Below are 18,146 nucleotides of genomic sequence, written 5' to 3' on the forward strand. Positions count from 1 at the left end.
GAGATCCATAAGCGGGGACAGAGGTTGTGTTCCCCGCACCTGCGGGGTTTTAGGGGCGGCCCTTCCAGGGCCGCCCCTCGTCACACCCCCGGTGGCGAATATGCTGGCCACCATGACGACTGAGCCGGAGCAGCAGATCGGAGTGGGGACGCAGGACGCGTTCCAGCGCCTGTGGACGCCCCACCGGATGGCGTACATCCAAGGGGAGAACAAGCCCACCGGCCCCAAAGCCGACGACGGCTGTCCGTTCTGCTCGATCCCGGCGAAGTCCGACGAGGACGGGCTGATCGTCGCGCGGGGCGAGCACGTGTACGCGGTGCTCAACCTCTACCCGTACAACGGCGGGCACATGATGACCGTCCCGTACCGGCACGTCGCCGACTACACGGACCTGACCGCACCCGAGACCGTGGAGCTCGCCGAGCTGACCAAGCAGGCGATGACGGCGCTGCGCACGGCGTCCGGCGCGCACGGCTTCAACCTGGGCATGAACCAGGGCACGGTGGCGGGCGCCGGGATCGCCGCGCACCTGCACCAGCACATCGTGCCGCGGTGGGGCGGGGACACCAACTTCATGCCGGTCACCGCGCACACCAAGGTGCTGCCGCAGCTCCTGGCCGACACCCGGAAGATGCTCGCGGACGCCTGGCCGACGGCCTAGGGCGGCGGGAGCCCGAAGGGGGGCGGCGCGGTGATCCGCGCCGCCCCCTTCGGGCTTTCCTCCGGCGTGCTCCGGTCCCCTGGGTGCTGTCCCGGGGCGTACGCCGTGCCCGGGGCGTACGCCGTGTCAGCCGCCGTAGACGTCCGCGTTGCGCGGCATCGGGTCCTGGATGGCGCCGCTGAGGAACGTGGCGCGGCCGCTGAACCGCTCCGTGTTGACGCCGTTCTCCTCCAGGACCTTGATGGCCGCCGCGTGTACCACGCGCAGCACCGGGGTGGCGGCGCGCAGGGCGTCGTCGGCCATGAAGCGGTGCCGCCAGGGCTTGTCGGCCCAGGCGTGCCGCAGGCCGAAGGGCTCGGGCAGGACGAGCTTGCCGCCGAGGTAGTCGAGGATCGGCGGGTACCAGGTGAAGGGGGCGCGCACGGCGAGGCGCACCACTTCCTGGGCGTCGACGAGCGGGAGGTTGCGCGTGGTGGTCTCCCAGAACTTGATGGTCTTGCTGACCGTCTTGGTCTTGGGGGACGGCTTGCTGGTGAACAGGGAGTGCACGGGGCCGAGGGCGTGGCCGGTGACCTCGATGCGGAGCGTCTCGTGCAGGACCGTCACCGTGATCAGCATGGTGATGACGAGCTGGCCGTCCCAGAGGGTGAACTGCACGCCCAGGTAGTGGCGGTCGCCGCTGCCGAACTGCTGCTCGTTGCAGATGCGCTGTATCTCGTGGCCCTTGATCTGGAAGGCCTCGACGTCGGTGCCGGAGGGGCGGGAGACCGATCCGGCGTTCTCGCCGATCGGGGTGACGACCCAGTGCTTTATGGAGGGGGTGGGGAACCCGCCTGTGTGCAGGGGGCCGCGCTCCAGGAGGCGGAGCTGGTCGTGTACCGCCCGTATGACGTCCCAGCTGCGGAAGGGGTTGATCTCCTTGTCCGGGTCGCGGGGGGTCAGCTCCTCGGCGAGCTGCCAGCTTCCCCAGCGGGTGCCCATGCCCAGTATTCCCTTGGGGCCCGCGTAGAACACGGAGTTGCTCTGCTGCTCGGCGGAGAGGCGGGCGAGGCCCTGGCGCAGGCGCTCCGCGGAGGTCTCGCCGGGGCTGCCGGGGACGGCTTCGGGGATCTTGGCGCCGATGCCGCCGCCCGCCAGCAGACTGGACCAGCGCTCGCGCAGGTCCCTGGCGGTGCCCTCGGCTATGTGCTTGGCCCAGAACCAGCCGATGACGGGGACGACGGGGAGACGCGCAGGTACCACGCCCAGAAGCCGCCGAAGGGCAGCTTGATGAGCGCGATGACGGCGAGGACCCCGACGGCGACGAGGAAGGCCGTGGCGATGGCCTGGGTGCGGCGGTCCTTCTGCCGGGAGATCCACTTGCGGACCGTGAACACCAGGAGCCAGGCGAGCAGGCCGGGCAGGAAGAGCAGCCCGCACACGCCCATGACGAGCGTGAGCCAGCTGTCGCGCTGCTTGCGGATGCGGGTCGCGGCGAGGCAGTGCTCGACGACGACCTGCGGTTCGGTGCCGAAGGACTGGATGAGGGCCGCGCGGGCGCCGCCGAGCATGCGGACCTGGATGGTGCGCGAGAAGGCCTCACCGAGGCTGGGCTTGCACAGGGACCAGCGGCCCTTCTTGACCTCGGACTTGTGCCAGTCGCTGTTGGCCTTGAGGATCTCGTCGACCTCGCTGTCGCGGTAGGCCGCGGAGGCCAGGGCGTGGGTGGCCGCGGTCTGTCCCGCGGCGCCCGCGAGCGGTACCTGGGCCCCTGGCCTGAAGTCGAATGCGTCGTCCGCCACCTGCCGCCCCCTCGCCGCGCGCCGCTGGCCGCCGCGGCTCGTCCCTACTGAGTCGTCTCCGAGACCGTGCTGTCTCCCGAGCTTCCCGACTGCGCGCCCCGGCACACCTGTTGAGCTGGCCGGTACGGCAGTTGATCAGGTCATCAGCGTATCGGGGCGCACCGACATCCGTCAGCGGTCGGCCGAATGCCGCCCGCCTCGGCGGGCGCGGACGGGCGGCATTCGGCCGTCGTGGCCTGACGGGGCGCCAACTAGGCGCTGCTCTGGGCCTGTTCGCGGATCTTCTGGGCGAGTTGCGGGGGCATGGGCTCGTGCCGGGCGTACCGGCGGTCGAAGCGCGCCGTGCCCTGGGACAGGGACCTGAGGTCGACGGCGTACCGGCCGATCTCGATCTCGGGGACCTCCGCGCGCACCAGGGTGCGTCCGCCGGGGGCCTGTTCGGTGCCGACGACCCGGCCGCGGCGTCCGGACAGGTCGCTCATCACGGAGCCCACGTAGTCGTCGCCCGCGAGGACCGAGACCTCGGCGACGGGTTCCAGGAGGTGGATGGTGGTGGCGGCGGCCGCCTCGCGCAGCGCGAGCGCGCCCGCGGTCTGGAAGGCGGCGTCGGAGGAGTCCACGGAGTGGGCCTTGCCGTCGAGGAGAGTGACGCGGACGTCGACGAGCGCGTATCCGGCGGCGACGCCCTTGGCGGCCTGGGCGCGGACGCCCTTCTCCACGGAGGGGATGAACTGGCGCGGCACCGCGCCGCCCACGACCTTGTCGACGAATTCGATGCCGCTGCCCGCGGGCAGCGGCTCGACCTCGATCTCGCAGATGGCGTACTGGCCGTGGCCGCCGGACTGCTTCACGTGGCGGCCCCGGCCGCTGGCCTTGGCGGCGAAGGTCTCGCGCAGGGACACCTTGTGCGGGACGACGTCGACCTGGACGCCGTAGCGGCTGCGCAGCCGCTCCAGGGCGACGTCGGCGTGGGCCTCGCCGAGGCACCACAGGACGACCTGGTGGGTGTCCTGGTTCTGTTCGAGGCGCATGGTGGGGTCCTCGGCGACCAGCCGGGACAGCCCCTGGGAGAGCTTGTCCTCGTCGGCCTTGCTGTGCGCCTGGATGGCCAGGGGCAGCAGGGGGTCGGGCATGGTCCAGGGCTCCATCAGGAGCGGGTCGTCCTTGCTGGACAGGGTGTCGCCGGTCTCGGCGCGGCTGAGCTTGGCGACGCAGGCGAGGTCGCCCGCGATGGCCTGGGACAGGGTGCGCTGCTGCTTGCCGAAGGGCGAGGAGAGGGCGCCGACGCGCTCGTCGACGTCGTGGTCCTCGTGGCCGCGGTCGGCGAGGCCGTGCCCGGAGACGTGGACGGTCTCGTCGGGGCGCAGGGTGCCGGAGAAGACCCGCACCAGGGAGATCCGGCCGACGTAGGGGTCGGAGGCGGTCTTGACGACCTCGGCGGCCAGGGGGCCCTCGGGGTCGCAGGTCAGGGCGGGCCGGGGCGTGCCGTCGGGCCTGGTGACGGCGGGCGCGGGGTGTTCGAGGGGGGTGGGGAAGCCGCCGGTGACGAGTTCGAGGAGTTCGACGGTGCCGAGGCCCTGGCGGGCGCCCTCGGCGGCGGGGGCGGCGGCGAGCACGGGGTGGAAGACGCCGCGCGCCACGGCGCGTTCGAGGTCGTCGACGAGGGTCTGGTGGTCGATGGGCTCGCCCGCGAGGTAGCGGTCCATCAGGGACTCGTCCTCGCTCTCGGAGATGATGCCCTCGATGAGCTGGTTGCGGGCCTCCTCGATGAGGGGGAGCTGGTCGGCGCCGGGTTCGGACTCCTTGCGTTCGCCGGAGGCGTAGTCGTAGACGCGCTGGGACAGCAGTCCGATCAGGCCGGTGACGGGCTGGTGGCCGTCGGGGCCCTGTTCGCCGTGGAGCGGCAGGTACAGGGGCAGGACGGCGTCGGGGTCGTCGCCGCCGAAGGCCTCGGCGCAGCTGCGGGTCATCTCGGCGAAGTCCGCGCGGGCCGACTCCAGGTGGGTGACGACGATGGCGCGGGGCATGCCGACGGCGGCGCACTCCTCCCACACCATGCGGGTGGCGCCGGTGATGCCTTCGGTGCCCTCGGCGGCGGAGACGACGAAGAGGGCCGCGTCCGCGGCGCGCAGACCGGCCCTCAGCTCCCCGACGAAGTCGGCGTACCCTGGGGTGTCCAGGATGTTGATCTTGAATCCGCCCCACTCCACGGGGACGAGGGAGAGCTGGACGGAGCGCTGCTGGCGGTGCTCGATCTCGTCGTAGTCGGAGACCGCCGTGCCGTCCTCCACGCGGCCCGCCCGGTTCACCGCCCCCGCGGTCAGGGCGAGGGCCTCCACCAGGGTCGTCTTGCCCGATCCGCTGTGGCCGACCAGCACCACATTCCGTACGGACGCGGGGTGGTCGGCCGAAGCTGCCCTGCCGGCGGCTCCGGGGTGTGCGTTCGCCTTGTCGCCCATGCCTTGGCCTCCCGGTTACGTGCATGGAAGAGGAGGCTCAGCCCCCTCGGGGATGCTGGCTCAGCGCGGACACACGGCTGCCGCGTGCGGGGCGGCTCCGACGACGCCCGCGGTGCTTTCGAGCTTTCCACTTGCGTCACTGTGCGTCCATACGTCGTACGCGATCGTGAGGGGGCGAGCCGGGGGGTTCGGGGCGTGACTACGATGGGCCAGCCGGTGGCCAACGGGGCCGCCGTGCGCACCGACCCTCGGGAAGGCCATGCTGAACAAGTACGCGCGTGCGTTTTTCACGCGTGTCCTCACACCGTTCGCCGCGTTTCTCATCCGCCGCGGGGTCAGCCCCGACACGGTCACGCTCATCGGTACGGCCGGTGTGGTGGCGGGAGCGCTGGTCTTCTACCCCGCGGGGAGTTCTTCTGGGGCACGGTCGTCATCACGCTGTTCGTGTTCTCGGACCTCGTCGACGGCAACATGGCGCGCCAGCTCGGCCGCTCCAGCCGGTGGGGCGCGTTCCTGGACTCGACGCTCGACCGGGTCGCCGACGGCGCGATCTTCGGCGGCTTCGCGCTCTGGTACGCGGGCTCCGGCGGCGACAACGTCCTGTGCGCGGTGTCCATCTTCTGCCTGGCGAGCGGCCAGGTGGTGTCGTACACGAAGGCGCGCGGTGAGGCGATCGGCCTGCCGGTCGCGGTGAACGGCCTGGTGGAGCGCGCGGAACGCCTGGTGATCTCGCTGGTCGCCGCGGGCTTCGCGGGGCTGCACAAGTTCGGCGTCCCCGGCATCGACGTGCTGCTGCCGATCGCCCTGTGGATCGTGGCCGTGGGCAGCCTGGTGACGCTGGTGCAGCGCGTGGTGACGGTCCGCCGCGAGTCCGCCGAGGCGGACGCCGAGGCCGCCCGGCAGAGCGAGACGGCCTCATGAGCCGCGCCCCAAAGAGGCCGACCGCCCCGGAGAAGCCGACCGCCTCAACGAGGCCGACCGCCTCAACGAGGCCGAGCGCCCCGGAGAAGCTGACCGCTACGGAGAAGCTGACCGACGCGCTGTACGGCGCGGGCTGGAGCACGGTCAAGAAGCTCCCCGAGCCCACCGCCGCGCGCCTGGGCCGCACCATCGCCGACATCGCCTGGAAGCGGCGCGGCAAGGGCGTGCTGCGCCTGGAGGCCAACTACGCGCGCGTGGTGCCCGGCGCCTCTCCGCAGCGCCTCGCCGAGCTGTCCAGGGCGGGCATGCGCTCGTACATGCGCTACTGGATGGAGTCCTTCCGGCTGCCCGCCTGGAGCGAGGACCGCATCAAGAACGGCTTCACGCCCGAGGACCTGCACTACCTCACGGAGGGCCTGGAGCGCGGCAAGGGCGTCATCCTCGCGCTGCCGCACCTGGGCAACTGGGACCTGGCGGGCGCCTGGGTCACCACGAAGCTGAAGACGCCCTTCACGACCGTGCAGGAGCGGCAGAAGCCCGAGTCCCTGTACGACCGGTTCGTGGCCTACCGCAGCGGCCTCGGCATGGAGGTCCTGCCGCACACGGGCGGCTCGGCGTTCGGCACGCTGGCGCGGCGGCTGCGCGCGGGCGGCCTGGTCTGCCTGGTCGCCGACCGGGACCTGTCGTCGTCGGGCGTCGAGGTGTCGTTCTTCGGCGAGACGGCGCGGATGCCCGCGGGGCCCGCGGCGCTGGCCCAGCAGACGGGCGCGCTGCTGCTGCCGGTCACGCTGTGGTACGACGACTCGCCGGTCATGCGGGGGCGGGTGCACCCGCCGGTCGACGTGCCGGAGACGGGCACCAGGGCGGAGAAGACGGCCGCGATGACCCAGGCCCTGGCGGACGTCTTCGCCTCGGGCATCGCCGAGCACCCGGAGGACTGGCACATGCTCCAGCGCTTGTGGCTCGCGGACCTGGACCCGGCGAAGGCGCCCGCCAAGGGGGCGAAGGCGACCTCTAGGGAGACACGGGTGTCCTCTACGGAGGCACGGGTGTCTTCTACGGAGGCGAAGGCGTCCTCCACGGAGGCGAAGGCGTCCTCTACGGAGACGAAAGCGTCGTCTACGGAGGCGCGGGCCGAGGGGTCGCCATGAGGATCGGGATCGTCTGCCCGTACTCCTGGGACGTGCCGGGCGGCGTCCAGTTCCACATCCGTGACCTGGCGGAGCACCTCATCGGCGCCGGGCACGAGGTGTCCGTGCTCGCCCCCGCGGACGACGAGACCCCCCTTCCGCCGTACGTCGTCTCGGCGGGCCGCGCCGTGCCGGTGCCGTACAACGGCTCGGTGGCCCGGCTGAACTTCGGCTTCCTGTCGGCGGCGCGGGTGCGCCGCTGGCTGCACGACGGCACCTTCGACGTCATCCACATCCACGAGCCGACCTCGCCGTCGCTCGGCCTGCTGACCTGCTGGGCGGCGCAGGGCCCCATCGTGGCGACGTTCCACACCTCCAACCCGCGCTCCCGCGCGATGATCGCCGCGTATCCGATCCTCCAGCCCGCTCTGGAGAAGATCAGCGCGCGCATCGCGGTCAGCGAGTACGCCCGCCGCACGCTCGTGGAGCACCTGGGCGGCGACGCGGTCGTCATCCCGAACGGCGTCGACGTCGACTTCTTCGCCCGCGCCGAGCCCAAGCCCGAGTGGCAGGGGAACACCCTGGGGTTCATCGGGCGCATCGACGAGCCCCGCAAGGGCCTGCCCGTCCTCATCAAGGCGCTGCCGAAGATCCTCGCGGAGCGCCCGGGGACGCGGCTGCTCGTGGCCGGACGCGGCGACGAGGAGGAGGCCGTCGCCTCGCTGCCGCGCGAGATGCGCGGCCGGGTGGAGTTCCTCGGCATGGTCAGCGACGAGGACAAGGCGCGCCTGCTGCGCAGCGTCGACGTGTACGTCGCCCCGAACACCGGCGGCGAGAGCTTCGGCATCATCCTGGTCGAGGCGATGTCGGCGGGCGCGCCGGTGCTCGCCAGCGACCTGGACGCCTTCGCCCAGGTCCTCGACCAGGGCACGGCCGGTGACCTGTTCGCCAACGAGGACGCGGACTCCCTGGCCGAGGCCGCCCTGCGCCTGCTCGGCGACCCGGCGCGCCGCGAGGAGCTGCGCGAGCGGGGCAGCAAGCACGTGCGGCGCTTCGACTGGTCGACGGTCGGCGCGGACATCCTGTCGGTGTACGAGACGGTGACGGACGGCGCGGCGGCGGTCGCGGCGGACGAACGCACCGGCCTGCGAGCCCGCTTCGGGCTCGCCAGGGACTAGGGTCCCGCCACCGGGTCTGGTCCCTCTTCCCCGCGAAAGCAGCGGCGGACCACGCCCCCGCAGGGGCGGCATCAGCCCGTCCGGCGCGTGAGGACGAGGCGCGCAGCGCCGATCAACAACCGCAAACCCCCGGGGGTAGCCTGGGGCGTTGTGACCTCCACGTTGATCTGGATCGCGGTCGCCCTGTTCGCGATCGGCCTCTACCTGAGCTGGACCGCGGGGCGCCTGGACCGCCTGCACGCGCGCATCGACGCGGCCCGCGCCGCCCTCGACGCGCAGCTGCTGCGCCGCGCGTCGGTGGCGCAGGAGCTGGCCACGTCGGGGGTGCTCGACCCGGCCGCGTCGATCGTCCTCTACGAGGCGGCGCACGCCGCCCGGCAGGCGGAGGAGGAGCAGCGCGAGGTCGCCGAGAGCGAGCTGAGCCAGGCACTGCGGGCGATCTTCGGCGAGGCCCAGCAGGTCGAGGCGGTGCGGGAGGCGCCCGGCGGCGAGGCGGCCACCAGCGAGCTGGCGGCGGCGGTGCGCCGGGTGCCGATGGCGCGCCGGTTCCACAACGACGCCGTCCGCGCGGCCCGCGCGCTGCGCCGCCACCGCAAGGTCCGCTGGTTCCGGCTCGCCGGGCATGCCCCGTTCCCGATGGCGGTGGAGATGGACGACGAACCCCCTGCGGCGCTCGCCGACCGCGCGACGGTGTAGGCGGCGCTAGCTCCGGCGGGCCTTGCGGAGCAGCTTGGCCACCGCCGCGCCCCACGTCATCAGGGACACGGCCGCGAGGAGCGCGAACGGCACCGTCCACCAGCGGAACCCGTACACCATGAGCCCCCAGGGCACGAGCGCGGGCAGAACGAGGGCCGTCACCACCTCGTGCGTGTCCCACCACCGGTCCATCCGCCGTACGCCGTTCACGACCGGCGCGACCACCGCCCGCACTCCGGCCCCCACCCCTGCGAACCGCTCCATCCCGCCTCGCCCTCCCCGTGCTGCGCGCGCTGCCCCCGGCACCCTCCCCAGCATGGACCGCGCACCGGCCCCTGGGGAGCGGTCGCTGAAGTTCCCGTGCCGTCACCAGCGCACCGGGCACCGGAAAGCCCGTTGCCAGTGCACCGGAAGACCCGTCGCCAGTGCACCGGAGAACCCCTCACCAGTGCACCGAGCACCGGAAAACGAGCCACCGCCTCACCATTGGCCCTTGCTGTGGCCTGGTCCCCGGGCGTTTGCTCAAGGCAGCGGAAGCGCCGCGGCCCCCGAGCGCGCGGCCCCGCCACAGCGTCGTTCTCCACCCAGTGAGGTCACCCGTGTCCAGCACGCTCTCCAGCACCCCCCAGTCCGCCGAGGCCCCCGCGACCGGCACCGCCCGCGTGAAGCGCGGCATGGCCGAGCAGCTCAAGGGCGGCGTGATCATGGACGTCGTGACGCCGGAGCAGGCGAAGATCGCCGAGGACGCGGGCGCCGTCGCGGTCATGGCCCTGGAGCGGGTCCCCGCCGACATCCGCAAGGACGGCGGCGTGGCCCGCATGTCCGACCCGGACATGATCGAGGGCATCATCAACGCCGTGTCGATCCCGGTGATGGCCAAGTCCCGCATCGGCCACTTCGTCGAGGCCCAGGTGCTCCAGTCCCTCGGCGTGGACTACATCGACGAGTCCGAGGTCCTCACCCCGGCCGACGAGGTCAACCACTCCGACAAGTGGTCCTTCACCACCCCCTTCGTGTGCGGCGCCACCAACCTGGGCGAGGCCCTGCGCCGCATCGCCGAAGGCGCCGCCATGATCCGCTCCAAGGGCGAGGCCGGTACCGGCAACGTCGTCGAGGCCGTGCGCCACCTGCGCCAGATCAAGAACGAGATCGCCAAGCTCCGCGGCTTCGACAACCACGAGCTGTACGCCGCCGCCAAGGAGCTGCGCGCCCCGTACGAGCTGGTCAAGGAGGTCGCCGAGCTGGGCAAGCTGCCGGTGGTCCTCTTCTCCGCCGGTGGCGTCGCCACCCCCGCCGACGCCGCCCTGATGCGCCAGCTCGGCGCCGAGGGCGTCTTCGTCGGCTCCGGCATCTTCAAGTCCGGCGACCCGGCCAAGCGCGCCGCTGCCATCGTGAAGGCCACCACCTTCTACGACGACCCCAAGATCATCGCGGACGCGTCCCGGAACCTCGGCGAGGCCATGGTCGGCATCAACTGCGACACCCTCCCCGAGGCCGAGCGCTACGCGAACCGCGGCTGGTAAGGCACTCCGAAGATGACTGACATCCCCGTGGTCGGTGTCCTGGCGCTCCAGGGCGACGTACGGGAGCACCTCATCGCCCTGGCCGCGGCCGACGCCGTGGCCAGGCCGGTCAGGCGCCCCGAAGAGCTGGCCGAGGTGGACGGCCTGGTGCTCCCCGGCGGCGAGTCCACCACCATCTCCAAGCTGGCCCACCTCTTCGGCCTGATGGAGCCCCTGCGCGCCCGCGTGCGCGACGGACTGCCCGTCTACGGCACCTGCGCGGGCATGATCATGCTCGCCGACAAGATCCTCGACCCGCGCTCGGGCCAGGAGACCGTCGGCGGCATCGACATGATCGTGCGCCGCAACGCCTTCGGGCGGCAGAACGAGTCCTTCGAGTCGGCGGTGGACGTCAGGGGCGTCGAGGGCGACCCTGTAGAGGGCGTCTTCATCCGCGCCCCCTGGGTCGAGTCCGTCGGCGCGGCCGTGGAGGTGCTCGCCGAGCACGACGGCCACATCGTCGCCGTACGCCAGGGCAGCGCGCTGGCCACGTCCTTCCACCCGGAGCTGACGGGCGATCACCGGGTGCACGGCCTGTTCGTGGAGATGGTGCGGGCGAAGCAGGCGCGGCGATCCTTGTAGGATCTCTGACGTTCGTTATCGAGGTTGGTTACGCGAAGGAGACAGGCAGATGTCCGGCCACTCTAAATGGGCTACGACGAAGCACAAGAAGGCCGTGATCGACGCCAAGCGCGGCAAGCTCTTCGCGAAGCTGATCAAGAACATCGAGGTCGCCTCCCGCACCGGCGGCGCCGACCTGGACGGCAACCCGACGCTGTTCGACGCCGTGCAGAAGGCCAAGAAGCAGTCGGTGCCGAACAAGAACATCGACTCGGCGATCAAGCGCGGCGCGGGCCTGGAGGCCGGTGGCGCCGACTACGAGACGATCATGTACGAGGGCTACGGCCCCAACGGCGTCGCGGTGCTCATCGAGTGCCTCACGGACAACCGCAACCGCGCCGCCTCCGAGGTCCGCGTCGCCATGACCCGCAACGGCGGCTCCATGGCCGACCCGGGCTCGGTGTCGTACCTGTTCAACCGCAAGGGCGTGGTGATCGTCCCCAAGGGCGAGCTGACCGAGGACGACGTCCTGGGCGCCGTCCTGGACGCCGGTGCCGAGGAAGTCAACGACCTGGGCGAGTCCTTCGAGGTGCTCTCCGAGGCCACCGACCTGGTCGCGGTGCGCACCGCGCTCCAGGAGGCCGGGATCGACTACGACTCCGCCGACGCCAACTTCGTCCCGACCATGCAGGTCGAGCTGGACGAGGACGGCGCCCGGAAGATCTTCAAGCTGATCGACGCCCTGGAGGACAGCGACGACGTGCAGAACGTCTTCGCCAACTTCGACGTCTCCGACGAGGTCATGGCGAAGGTCGACGCCTGAGCCCTGGCGGGCGGTTCGTCGCGGGCCGGTGGGACACGTCCCACCGGCCCGCCGCCATTGTCGGTGGTGGCGGATAACCTGAGAGGCAATCGAAGATCGCCGACGCGGACCGCGGCCATCCGCTGCGGGCCCGCGACGGTGATCGACCAGGTCCGCGGGAGCGGCGGCGGTTCAGCCGCGACGGAGGGGGAGTAGCGGTGCGGGTACTGGGCGTGGACCCGGGTCTCACCCGGTGCGGCGTCGGCGTCGTCGAGGGCGTCGCGGGCCGCCCGCTGACGATGCGCGGCGTCGGCGTCGTGCGCACCCCCGCCGACGCGGAGCTGGGCCACCGCCTCGTCGCCATCGAGCAGGGCATCGAGAGCTGGCTGGACGAGCACCGCCCGGAGTTCGTCGCCGTCGAGCGCGTCTTCAGCCAGCACAACGTGCGCACGGTCATGGGCACCGCCCAGGCCAGCGCCGTCGCCATGCTCTGCGCCTCCCGCCGCGGCATCCCCGTCGCGCTGCACACCCCCAGCGAGGTCAAGGCCGCCGTGACCGGCTCGGGCCGGGCCGAGAAGGCGCAGGTCGGCGTCATGGTGACCCGGCTGCTCCGGCTCGACGCGCCGCCCAGGCCCGCCGACGCGGCCGACGCCCTCGCGCTCGCCATCTGCCACATCTGGCGCGCCCCCGCGCAGAACCGACTCCAGCAGGCCCAGGCTCAGGCCCACGCCCAGGCCCGGGCCCTGCGCGCCCAGTCAGCAACGAAAGGCCGTACGGCATGATCGCCTTCGTCAGCGGCGCGGTCGCCGCCCTCGCCCCGGACTCCGCAGTCGTCGAGGTCGGCGGCGTCGGCATGGCCGTCCAGTGCACTCCGAACACCCTCTCCGCGCTCCGCGTCGGCCAGCAGGCCAAGCTCGCCACGTCCCTCGTCGTCCGCGAGGACTCCCTCACGCTGTACGGCTTCGCCGACGACGACGAGCGCCAGACGTTCGAGCTGCTCCAGACCGCGAGCGGCGTCGGCCCCCGCCTCGCCCAGGCCATGCTCGCCGTGCACAGCCCGGACGCGCTGCGCCGCGCGGTCGCCACCGGCGACGAGAAGGCGCTCACCGCCGTGCCCGGCATCGGCAAGAAGGGCGCCCAGAAGCTGCTCCTGGAGCTGAAGGACCGCCTCGGCGAGCCCGTCGGCACCGGCGGCCCGGCCATCGGCACCCCCGTCACGCAGGGCTGGCGCGAGCAGCTGCACGCCGCCCTCATCGGCCTGGGGTACGCCACCCGCGAGGCCGACGAGGCCGTCGCCGCCGTCGCCCCGCAGGCCGAGGCCGCCGGGGGAACCCGCAGGTGGGCCAGCTCCTGAAGGCCGCCCTCCAGACGCTGAACCGCACCCGGTAACACCCGACACCGCCGTACGTACGAGACCGCGAGGCACACCGCATGAACTGGGACGACCCGACCGACGAGACCACGGCCGCACCCGGCGCGGCCGACCGGCCCGTCGGCCTGGACGCGGAGCGCCTCGTGGGCGCCGCCGCCGACGGCGAGGACCAGGCCGTCGAGGCCGCCCTGCGCCCCAAGGACCTCGGGGAGTTCATCGGCCAGGAGAAGGTCCGCGAGCAGCTCGACCTGGTGCTCCGCGCCGCCCGCGCCCGCGGCGCCACCGCCGACCACGTGCTGCTCTCCGGCGCCCCCGGCCTCGGCAAGACCACCCTGTCGATGATCATCGCCGCCGAGATGGGCGCCCCGATCCGCATCACCAGCGGCCCCGCCATCCAGCACGCGGGCGACCTCGCGGCCATCCTCTCCTCGCTCCAGGAGGGCGAGGTCCTCTTCCTCGACGAGATCCACCGCATGTCCCGGCCCGCCGAGGAGATGCTGTACATGGCGATGGAGGACTTCCGCGTCGACGTCATCGTCGGCAAGGGCCCCGGCGCCACCGCCATCCCCCTGGAGCTGCCGCCGTTCACCCTGGTCGGCGCCACCACCCGCGCGGGCCTGCTGCCCCCGCCGCTGCGCGACCGCTTCGGCTTCACCGCGCACATGGAGTTCTACGAACCGGCCGAGCTGGAGCGCGTCATCCACCGCTCGGCGCACCTGCTCGACGTGGAGATCGACGCCGAGGGCGCCGCCGAGATCGCGGGCCGCTCCCGCGGCACCCCCCGCATCGCCAACCGCCTGCTGCGCCGCGTCCGCGACTATGCGCAGGTCAAGGCCGACGGTGTGATCACCCGCGACATCGCGGCCGCCGCCCTCGGGGTGTACGAGGTCGACTCGCGCGGCCTGGACCGGCTCGACCGCGCCGTGCTCGAAGCGCTCCTGAAGCTGTTCGGCGGCGGCCCGGTCGGCCTGTCGACGCTGGCCGTCGCCGTGGGGGAGGAGCGTGAGACGGTGGAGGAGGTGGCCGAGCCCTTCCTGGTGCGCGAGGGACTGCTCGCCCGGACCCCCCGCGGCCGGGTGGCGACCCCCGCGGCCTGGGCCCACCTCGGCCTGACCCCGCCCCGGCAGGGGGGCGGAAGTGGCCAACAGGACCTGTTCGGGACATGACGCGGCCGGGATCGGCGCGGAGAGTCGCACGGCCAGGAACTGCGGTGCCATGCTGAGCGTTGTTCGTTAGGCGCGGACTCGCTTAGACTCCGCCGATGCCGCCCTTATAAGCGGCGCCGCCCACCCCCATCCATCAGGCCGCTTCACCACGCGGTCGTGCGAAGGAAATTCCGTCCCGTGAATATCGTGACCCTCCTCCCGTTCATCGTGCTCATCGGGGCCATGTTCCTGATGACCCGGTCCGCCAAGAAGAAGCAGCAGGCGGCCGCCCAGATGCGCAACGAGATGACGCCTGGCACCGGCATCCGCACCATCGGCGGCATGTACGCCACCGTCAAGGAGGTCCACGACGACTCGGTCCTCCTTGAGGTGGCCCCGGGCGTCCACGCGGTTTACGCGAAGAACGCCATCGGCGCCGTCCTGGAGGACGACGAGTACAACCGCATCGTGCACGGCGCGGACCACGAGGACGACACCCCGGTGGTGCCGGACGACGCCTCCTCCCTCACCGAGACCGACGAGACCGACGGGCCGGTGTCTGACGACTCGCGCATCGACCTCGGCAAGAAGGACGCGGCCGACGAGGCCCCCGAGGCCGCAGACGCGGAGCCGAAGAAGACCGACGGCGAGTCCGGCGCGAAGTAGTCACGGCTGGGGACCGCCGTGCGCCCGCTCGCGCCCGCGGCCCCGCCGCCTGTGATTTCGCGCCGCGTCTCACACAACTTCATGGCCGCCCGCCCGGGACCCCTTCCGCTCGGCGAAGGCCGGGGGAGCACCCCGCAGGCGGGGCGGTAGGACAGGGAGAACGAGAAGGTGGCAGCACCCAAGAAGGGCCGAAGGCAGGGAACCCAGGGGAAACCGGGACGCACCCTGGTCTTCATCCTGATCGCCCTGGTGGCGCTCACCGGGGGGATGTTCCTCTCCGGGCACACCACGCCCCGCCTCGGCATCGACCTCGCCGGTGGTACGAGCATCACGCTCCAGGCGAAGAACGAGCCGGGCCAGAAGAACGCGATCAACGAGACCAATATGAACACGGCTGTTGACATCATCAACAAGCGTGTCAATGGTCTGGGTGTCTCCGAGGCCGAGGTCCAGACCCAGGGCTCCGAGAACATCATCGTCAACATCCCCAAGGGCATGAACGCCGAGCAGGCGCGCAAGCAGGTCGGCACCACGGCCCAGCTGTACTTCCGGCCCGTCCTCGCCCAGCAGCCCAGCACCCCCGCCGACGGCGGCAAGGACAAGGGGGACAAGGGCGACAAGGGCAAGGGGGACCGCGGCGACAAGGACAAGCCAGGCTCATCCCCGTCCCCGAGCGCCAGCGACAAGTCCAAGGACGACGACGGCAAGGGTGACGCGGCCAAGGACGACAAGGGCCAGTCCGGCTCCCCGTCCTCGTCCCCGACCACGCAGGGCCGCCCCGTCTCCGACGCCCTGAAGGCCGACCCCACCCCGTCCTCGACCCCTTCCGGCAAGGGCGACAAGGACAAGGGCGACAAGGGTGACAAGGACAGCGGCAAGAAGAAGGACGACCCGCCGACGCCCCCCGCGCCGGACCAGCCCTCCGCCGCCCTCCAGGAGCAGTTCGCCAAGCTCGACTGCACCGACCCCAAGGCCCGCGCCAAGGTGAAGGAGGGCGTCAAGCCCTCGGACACCGTCGTCGCCTGCGGCAAGAACGGCGACAACTGGGACAAGTTCATCCTCGGCCCCTCCGAGATCAACGGCAAGGAGGTCGACGACGCCAAGGCCGTCTTCGACACCCAGGGTGCCGCTGGCTGGAAGGTCACGATGGACTTCTCCAAGACCGGCACCAAGCAGTTCGGTGACATCACCGGCAAGCTCGCCAGCCAGCAGCCGCCGATGAACGAGTTCGGCATCGTCATGGACGGCGAGGTCGTCTCCGCTCCGTACGTGCGCCAGGCGCTGACCTCCGGCCAGGCCGAGATCTCCGGCAGCTTCTCCCAGGACGAGGCCAAGGACCTGGCCAACATCCTGTCCTACGGCGCGCTCCCGCTGACCTTCAAGGAGCAGAGCGTCACCACCGTCAGCGCGGCCCTCGGCGGCGAGCAGCTGCGCGCCGGTCTGATCGCGGGCGCCATCGGCCTCGCGCTCGTCATCATCTACCTGGTCGCGTACTACCGCGGCCTGGCCCTGATCGCCATCGCGTCCCTCGGTGTCTCCGCCGCGCTGACGTACACGATCATGACGCTGCTCGGTCCGACGATTAAGTTCGCGCTCAACCTCCCGGCCGTCTGCGGCGCCATCGTCGCCATCGGCATCACCGCCGACTCGTTCATCGTCTACTTCGAGCGCATAAGGGACGAGGTCCGCGAGGGCCGCACGCTGCGGCCCGCCGTCGAGCGCGCCTGGCCGCGCGCCCGGCGCACCATCCTGGTGTCGGACTTCGTGTCGTTCCTCGCCGCGGCGGTGCTCTTCATCGTCACCGTCGGCAAGGTCCAGGGCTTCGCGTTCACGCTCGGCCTGACCACGCTCCTCGACGTCGTGGTGGTGTTCTTCTTCACCAAGCCACTGATGACCATCATGGCCCGCAAGAAGTTCTTCGCCGGTGGCCACAAGTGGTCCGGTCTCGACCCGAAGCGGCTCGGCGCCAAGCCGCCGCTGCGCCGCTCGCGCCGCACCAGCGCCCCCGCCCCCGTCGACCCGAACCCGAAGGAGGCGTGAGATGTCGAAGCTCGGCAATCTCGGCGCCCGGCTCTACCGCGGCGAGGTCGGCTACGACTTCGTCGGCAAGCGCAAGATCTGGTACGGCATCTCGATCCTGATCACCATCACGGCCTTCGTGGCCCTGATGGTGCGGGGCCTGCACATGGGCATCGAGTTCGAGGGCGGCGCCGTCTTCAACACGCCGAAGACCAGCGTTTCGGCGGCCAAGGCCGAGGAGGTCGCCGAGGAGGCCTCCGGCCACCAGGCCATCGCCCAGCGCCTCGGCAACGACACGCTGCGCATCCAGATCAGCGGCGTCGACACCGACAAGTCCGACCAGATCAAGGCCGAGCTCGCCAAGGAGCTCGACCTCAAGGCGGACGACATCAACGCCGACCTGGTGGGCCCGAGCTGGGGCGACCAGATCGCCAACAAGGCCTGGCAGGGCCTGGCGATCTTCATGATCCTCGTCGTGGTCTATCTGGCGATCGCCTTCGAGTGGCGCATGGCCGTGGCCGCGCTCATCGCCCTGATCCACGACATCACCATCACCGTCGGCGTCTACGCGCTCGTCGGCTTCGAGGTGACGCCGGGCACGGTGATCGGTCTGCTCACCATCCTCGGTTACTCGCTGTACGACACGGTCGTGGTCTTCGACAGCCTCAAGGAGCAGTCGAAGGACATCACCAAGCAGACCCGCTTCACCTACAGCGAGATCGCCAACCGCTCGATCAACGGCACGCTGGTCCGCTCGATCAACACCACGGTCGTGGCGCTGCTCCCGGTCGCCGGTCTGCTGTTCATCGGCGGCGGTTTCCTCGGCGCGGGCATGCTGAACGACATCTCGCTGTCGCTGTTCGTCGGCCTCGCCGCGGGCGCGTACTCCTCGATCTTCATCGCGACCCCGCTGGTCGCCGATCTCAAGGAGACCGACCCGCAGATGAAGGCGCTGAAGAAGCGGGTGCTCGCCAAGCGCAGGGCGGCGGACGCCAAGGGCGAGTCCGCCGAGACCCCGGCGGCCGACACCCCCGCGGACGCCGAGGACCCGGAGGACGAGGCCCCCGCGGTCGTCGGCCCCCGCTCCGGCCCCCGCGCCCAGCCCGTCCGCAACCGCGGCCGGGGCCGCCCGTCGGGCAAGCGCCGATGACCGGGCCGATGACCGGGAGGGACACCAGCGTGACCGAGACCGA

The 18,146-nt window shown here is 71.6% G+C and carries 14 protein-coding genes and 3 pseudogenes; 14 read left to right on the forward strand and 3 right to left on the reverse strand.

The features are described 5' to 3' along the window. Positions 1-100 precede the first annotated feature (100 nt). Entirely contained in the window at positions 101-661 is a 561-nt protein-coding gene (locus ACOBQU_RS32030; protein ID WP_423631932.1) for an HIT family protein, read from the forward strand. 126 nt (positions 662-787) lie between these two features. On the opposite strand, the pseudogene ACOBQU_RS32035 reads toward ACOBQU_RS32030, so the two are convergent. Beyond that, a pseudogene (locus tag ACOBQU_RS32035) lies at positions 788-2,442 on the reverse strand (hypothetical protein). Between the two features lie 251 nt (positions 2,443-2,693). After that, on the reverse strand, positions 2,694-4,901 hold the full coding sequence (locus ACOBQU_RS32040; RefSeq protein WP_423631934.1) for an elongation factor G-like protein EF-G2: 2,208 nt from the start codon (positions 4,899-4,901) through the stop codon (positions 2,694-2,696). A 259-nt stretch (positions 4,902-5,160) separates the two neighbouring features. On the opposite strand from ACOBQU_RS32040, the pseudogene pgsA reads away from it, so the two are divergent. From pgsA to ACOBQU_RS32060, 4 genes and pseudogenes are all read left to right on the forward strand, one after another. Next, positions 5,161-5,822 (forward strand): annotated as a pseudogene (gene pgsA, locus ACOBQU_RS32045) (phosphatidylinositol phosphate synthase). Positions 5,823-5,911: 89 nt separating this feature from the next. Continuing rightward, the gene (locus tag ACOBQU_RS32050) at positions 5,912-6,973 is read left to right on the forward strand and encodes a phosphatidylinositol mannoside acyltransferase (RefSeq protein WP_423634850.1); all 1,062 of its coding nucleotides are present in this window, start codon (positions 5,912-5,914) and stop codon (positions 6,971-6,973) included. After that, the gene (locus ACOBQU_RS32055; RefSeq protein WP_423631936.1) at positions 6,970-8,130 is read left to right on the forward strand and encodes a glycosyltransferase family 4 protein; all 1,161 of its coding nucleotides are present in this window, start codon (positions 6,970-6,972) and stop codon (positions 8,128-8,130) included. The genes ACOBQU_RS32050 and ACOBQU_RS32055 overlap by 4 nt, the downstream gene beginning before the upstream one ends. Positions 8,131-8,280: 150 nt before the next feature. Then, complete coding sequence (locus ACOBQU_RS32060; protein ID WP_423631938.1) at positions 8,281-8,826, forward strand: hypothetical protein; 546 nt, start codon at positions 8,281-8,283, stop codon at positions 8,824-8,826. Positions 8,827-8,832: 6 nt separating this feature from the next. Here ACOBQU_RS32060 and ACOBQU_RS32065 read toward each other — a convergent pair whose 3' ends face one another. Further along, on the reverse strand, positions 8,833-9,090 hold the full coding sequence (locus tag ACOBQU_RS32065; RefSeq protein WP_423631940.1) for a hypothetical protein: 258 nt from the start codon (positions 9,088-9,090) through the stop codon (positions 8,833-8,835). 335 nt (positions 9,091-9,425) lie between these two features. On the opposite strand from ACOBQU_RS32065, the gene pdxS reads away from it, so the two are divergent. The 9 genes and pseudogenes from pdxS (at position 9,426) to secF (ending at position 18,103) form a co-directional block, all read left to right on the forward strand. Then, positions 9,426-10,349 (forward strand): pyridoxal 5'-phosphate synthase lyase subunit PdxS, encoded by a 924-nt coding sequence (gene pdxS / locus ACOBQU_RS32070; protein ID WP_423631942.1) that lies wholly within the window; start codon positions 9,426-9,428, stop codon positions 10,347-10,349. Between the two features lie 12 nt (positions 10,350-10,361). After that, complete coding sequence (gene pdxT, locus ACOBQU_RS32075) at positions 10,362-10,970, forward strand: pyridoxal 5'-phosphate synthase glutaminase subunit PdxT (protein ID WP_423631944.1); 609 nt, start codon at positions 10,362-10,364, stop codon at positions 10,968-10,970. A 49-nt stretch (positions 10,971-11,019) separates the two neighbouring features. After that, positions 11,020-11,772 carry a YebC/PmpR family DNA-binding transcriptional regulator gene (locus ACOBQU_RS32080; protein WP_423631946.1) on the forward strand — a complete coding sequence of 251 codons (753 nt, stop codon included), beginning with the start codon at positions 11,020-11,022 and terminating at the stop codon, positions 11,770-11,772. Positions 11,773-11,969: 197 nt separating this feature from the next. Beyond that, positions 11,970-12,533 carry a crossover junction endodeoxyribonuclease RuvC gene (gene ruvC / locus ACOBQU_RS32085; protein ID WP_423631948.1) on the forward strand — a complete coding sequence of 188 codons (564 nt, stop codon included), beginning with the start codon at positions 11,970-11,972 and terminating at the stop codon, positions 12,531-12,533. Next, positions 12,530-13,140: pseudogene (gene ruvA / locus ACOBQU_RS32090) on the forward strand (Holliday junction branch migration protein RuvA). The gene ruvC and the pseudogene ruvA overlap by 4 nt, the downstream one beginning before the upstream one ends. A 42-nt stretch (positions 13,141-13,182) precedes the next feature. Further along, entirely contained in the window at positions 13,183-14,289 is a 1,107-nt protein-coding gene (gene ruvB, locus ACOBQU_RS32095) for a Holliday junction branch migration DNA helicase RuvB (protein ID WP_423631950.1), read from the forward strand. A 177-nt stretch (positions 14,290-14,466) separates the two neighbouring features. Then, positions 14,467-14,934 carry a preprotein translocase subunit YajC gene (yajC, locus tag ACOBQU_RS32100; protein WP_423631952.1) on the forward strand — a complete coding sequence of 156 codons (468 nt, stop codon included), beginning with the start codon at positions 14,467-14,469 and terminating at the stop codon, positions 14,932-14,934. A 168-nt stretch (positions 14,935-15,102) separates the two neighbouring features. Further along, positions 15,103-16,974 carry a protein translocase subunit SecD gene (gene secD / locus ACOBQU_RS32105; protein ID WP_423631953.1) on the forward strand — a complete coding sequence of 624 codons (1,872 nt, stop codon included), beginning with the start codon at positions 15,103-15,105 and terminating at the stop codon, positions 16,972-16,974. Between the two features lies 1 nt (position 16,975). After that, positions 16,976-18,103, forward strand: coding sequence for a protein translocase subunit SecF (gene secF, locus ACOBQU_RS32110; protein ID WP_423631955.1), 1,128 nt, complete (start codon positions 16,976-16,978; stop codon positions 18,101-18,103). Positions 18,104-18,146: the final 43 nt, after the last annotated feature.

This window comes from Streptomyces sp. G45 (assembly GCF_049542095.1).
Lineage (GTDB): Bacteria > Actinomycetota > Actinomycetes > Streptomycetales > Streptomycetaceae > Streptomyces.

Coding starts and splice junctions, on each gene's coding strand:
- ACOBQU_RS32030 (WP_423631932.1), top strand. CDS start 101: ATGCTGGCCACCATGACGACTGAGCCGGAGCAGCAGATCGGAGTGGGG.
- ACOBQU_RS32040 (WP_423631934.1), bottom strand. CDS start 4,901: ATGGGCGACAAGGCGAACGCACACCCCGGAGCCGCCGGCAGGGCAGCT.
- ACOBQU_RS32055 (WP_423631936.1), top strand. CDS start 6,970: ATGAGGATCGGGATCGTCTGCCCGTACTCCTGGGACGTGCCGGGCGGC.
- ACOBQU_RS32065 (WP_423631940.1), bottom strand. CDS start 9,090: ATGGAGCGGTTCGCAGGGGTGGGGGCCGGAGTGCGGGCGGTGGTCGCG.
- pdxT (WP_423631944.1), top strand. CDS start 10,362: ATGACTGACATCCCCGTGGTCGGTGTCCTGGCGCTCCAGGGCGACGTA.
- ACOBQU_RS32080 (WP_423631946.1), top strand. CDS start 11,020: ATGTCCGGCCACTCTAAATGGGCTACGACGAAGCACAAGAAGGCCGTG.
- ruvB (WP_423631950.1), top strand. CDS start 13,183: ATGAACTGGGACGACCCGACCGACGAGACCACGGCCGCACCCGGCGCG.
- secF (WP_423631955.1), top strand. CDS start 16,976: ATGTCGAAGCTCGGCAATCTCGGCGCCCGGCTCTACCGCGGCGAGGTC.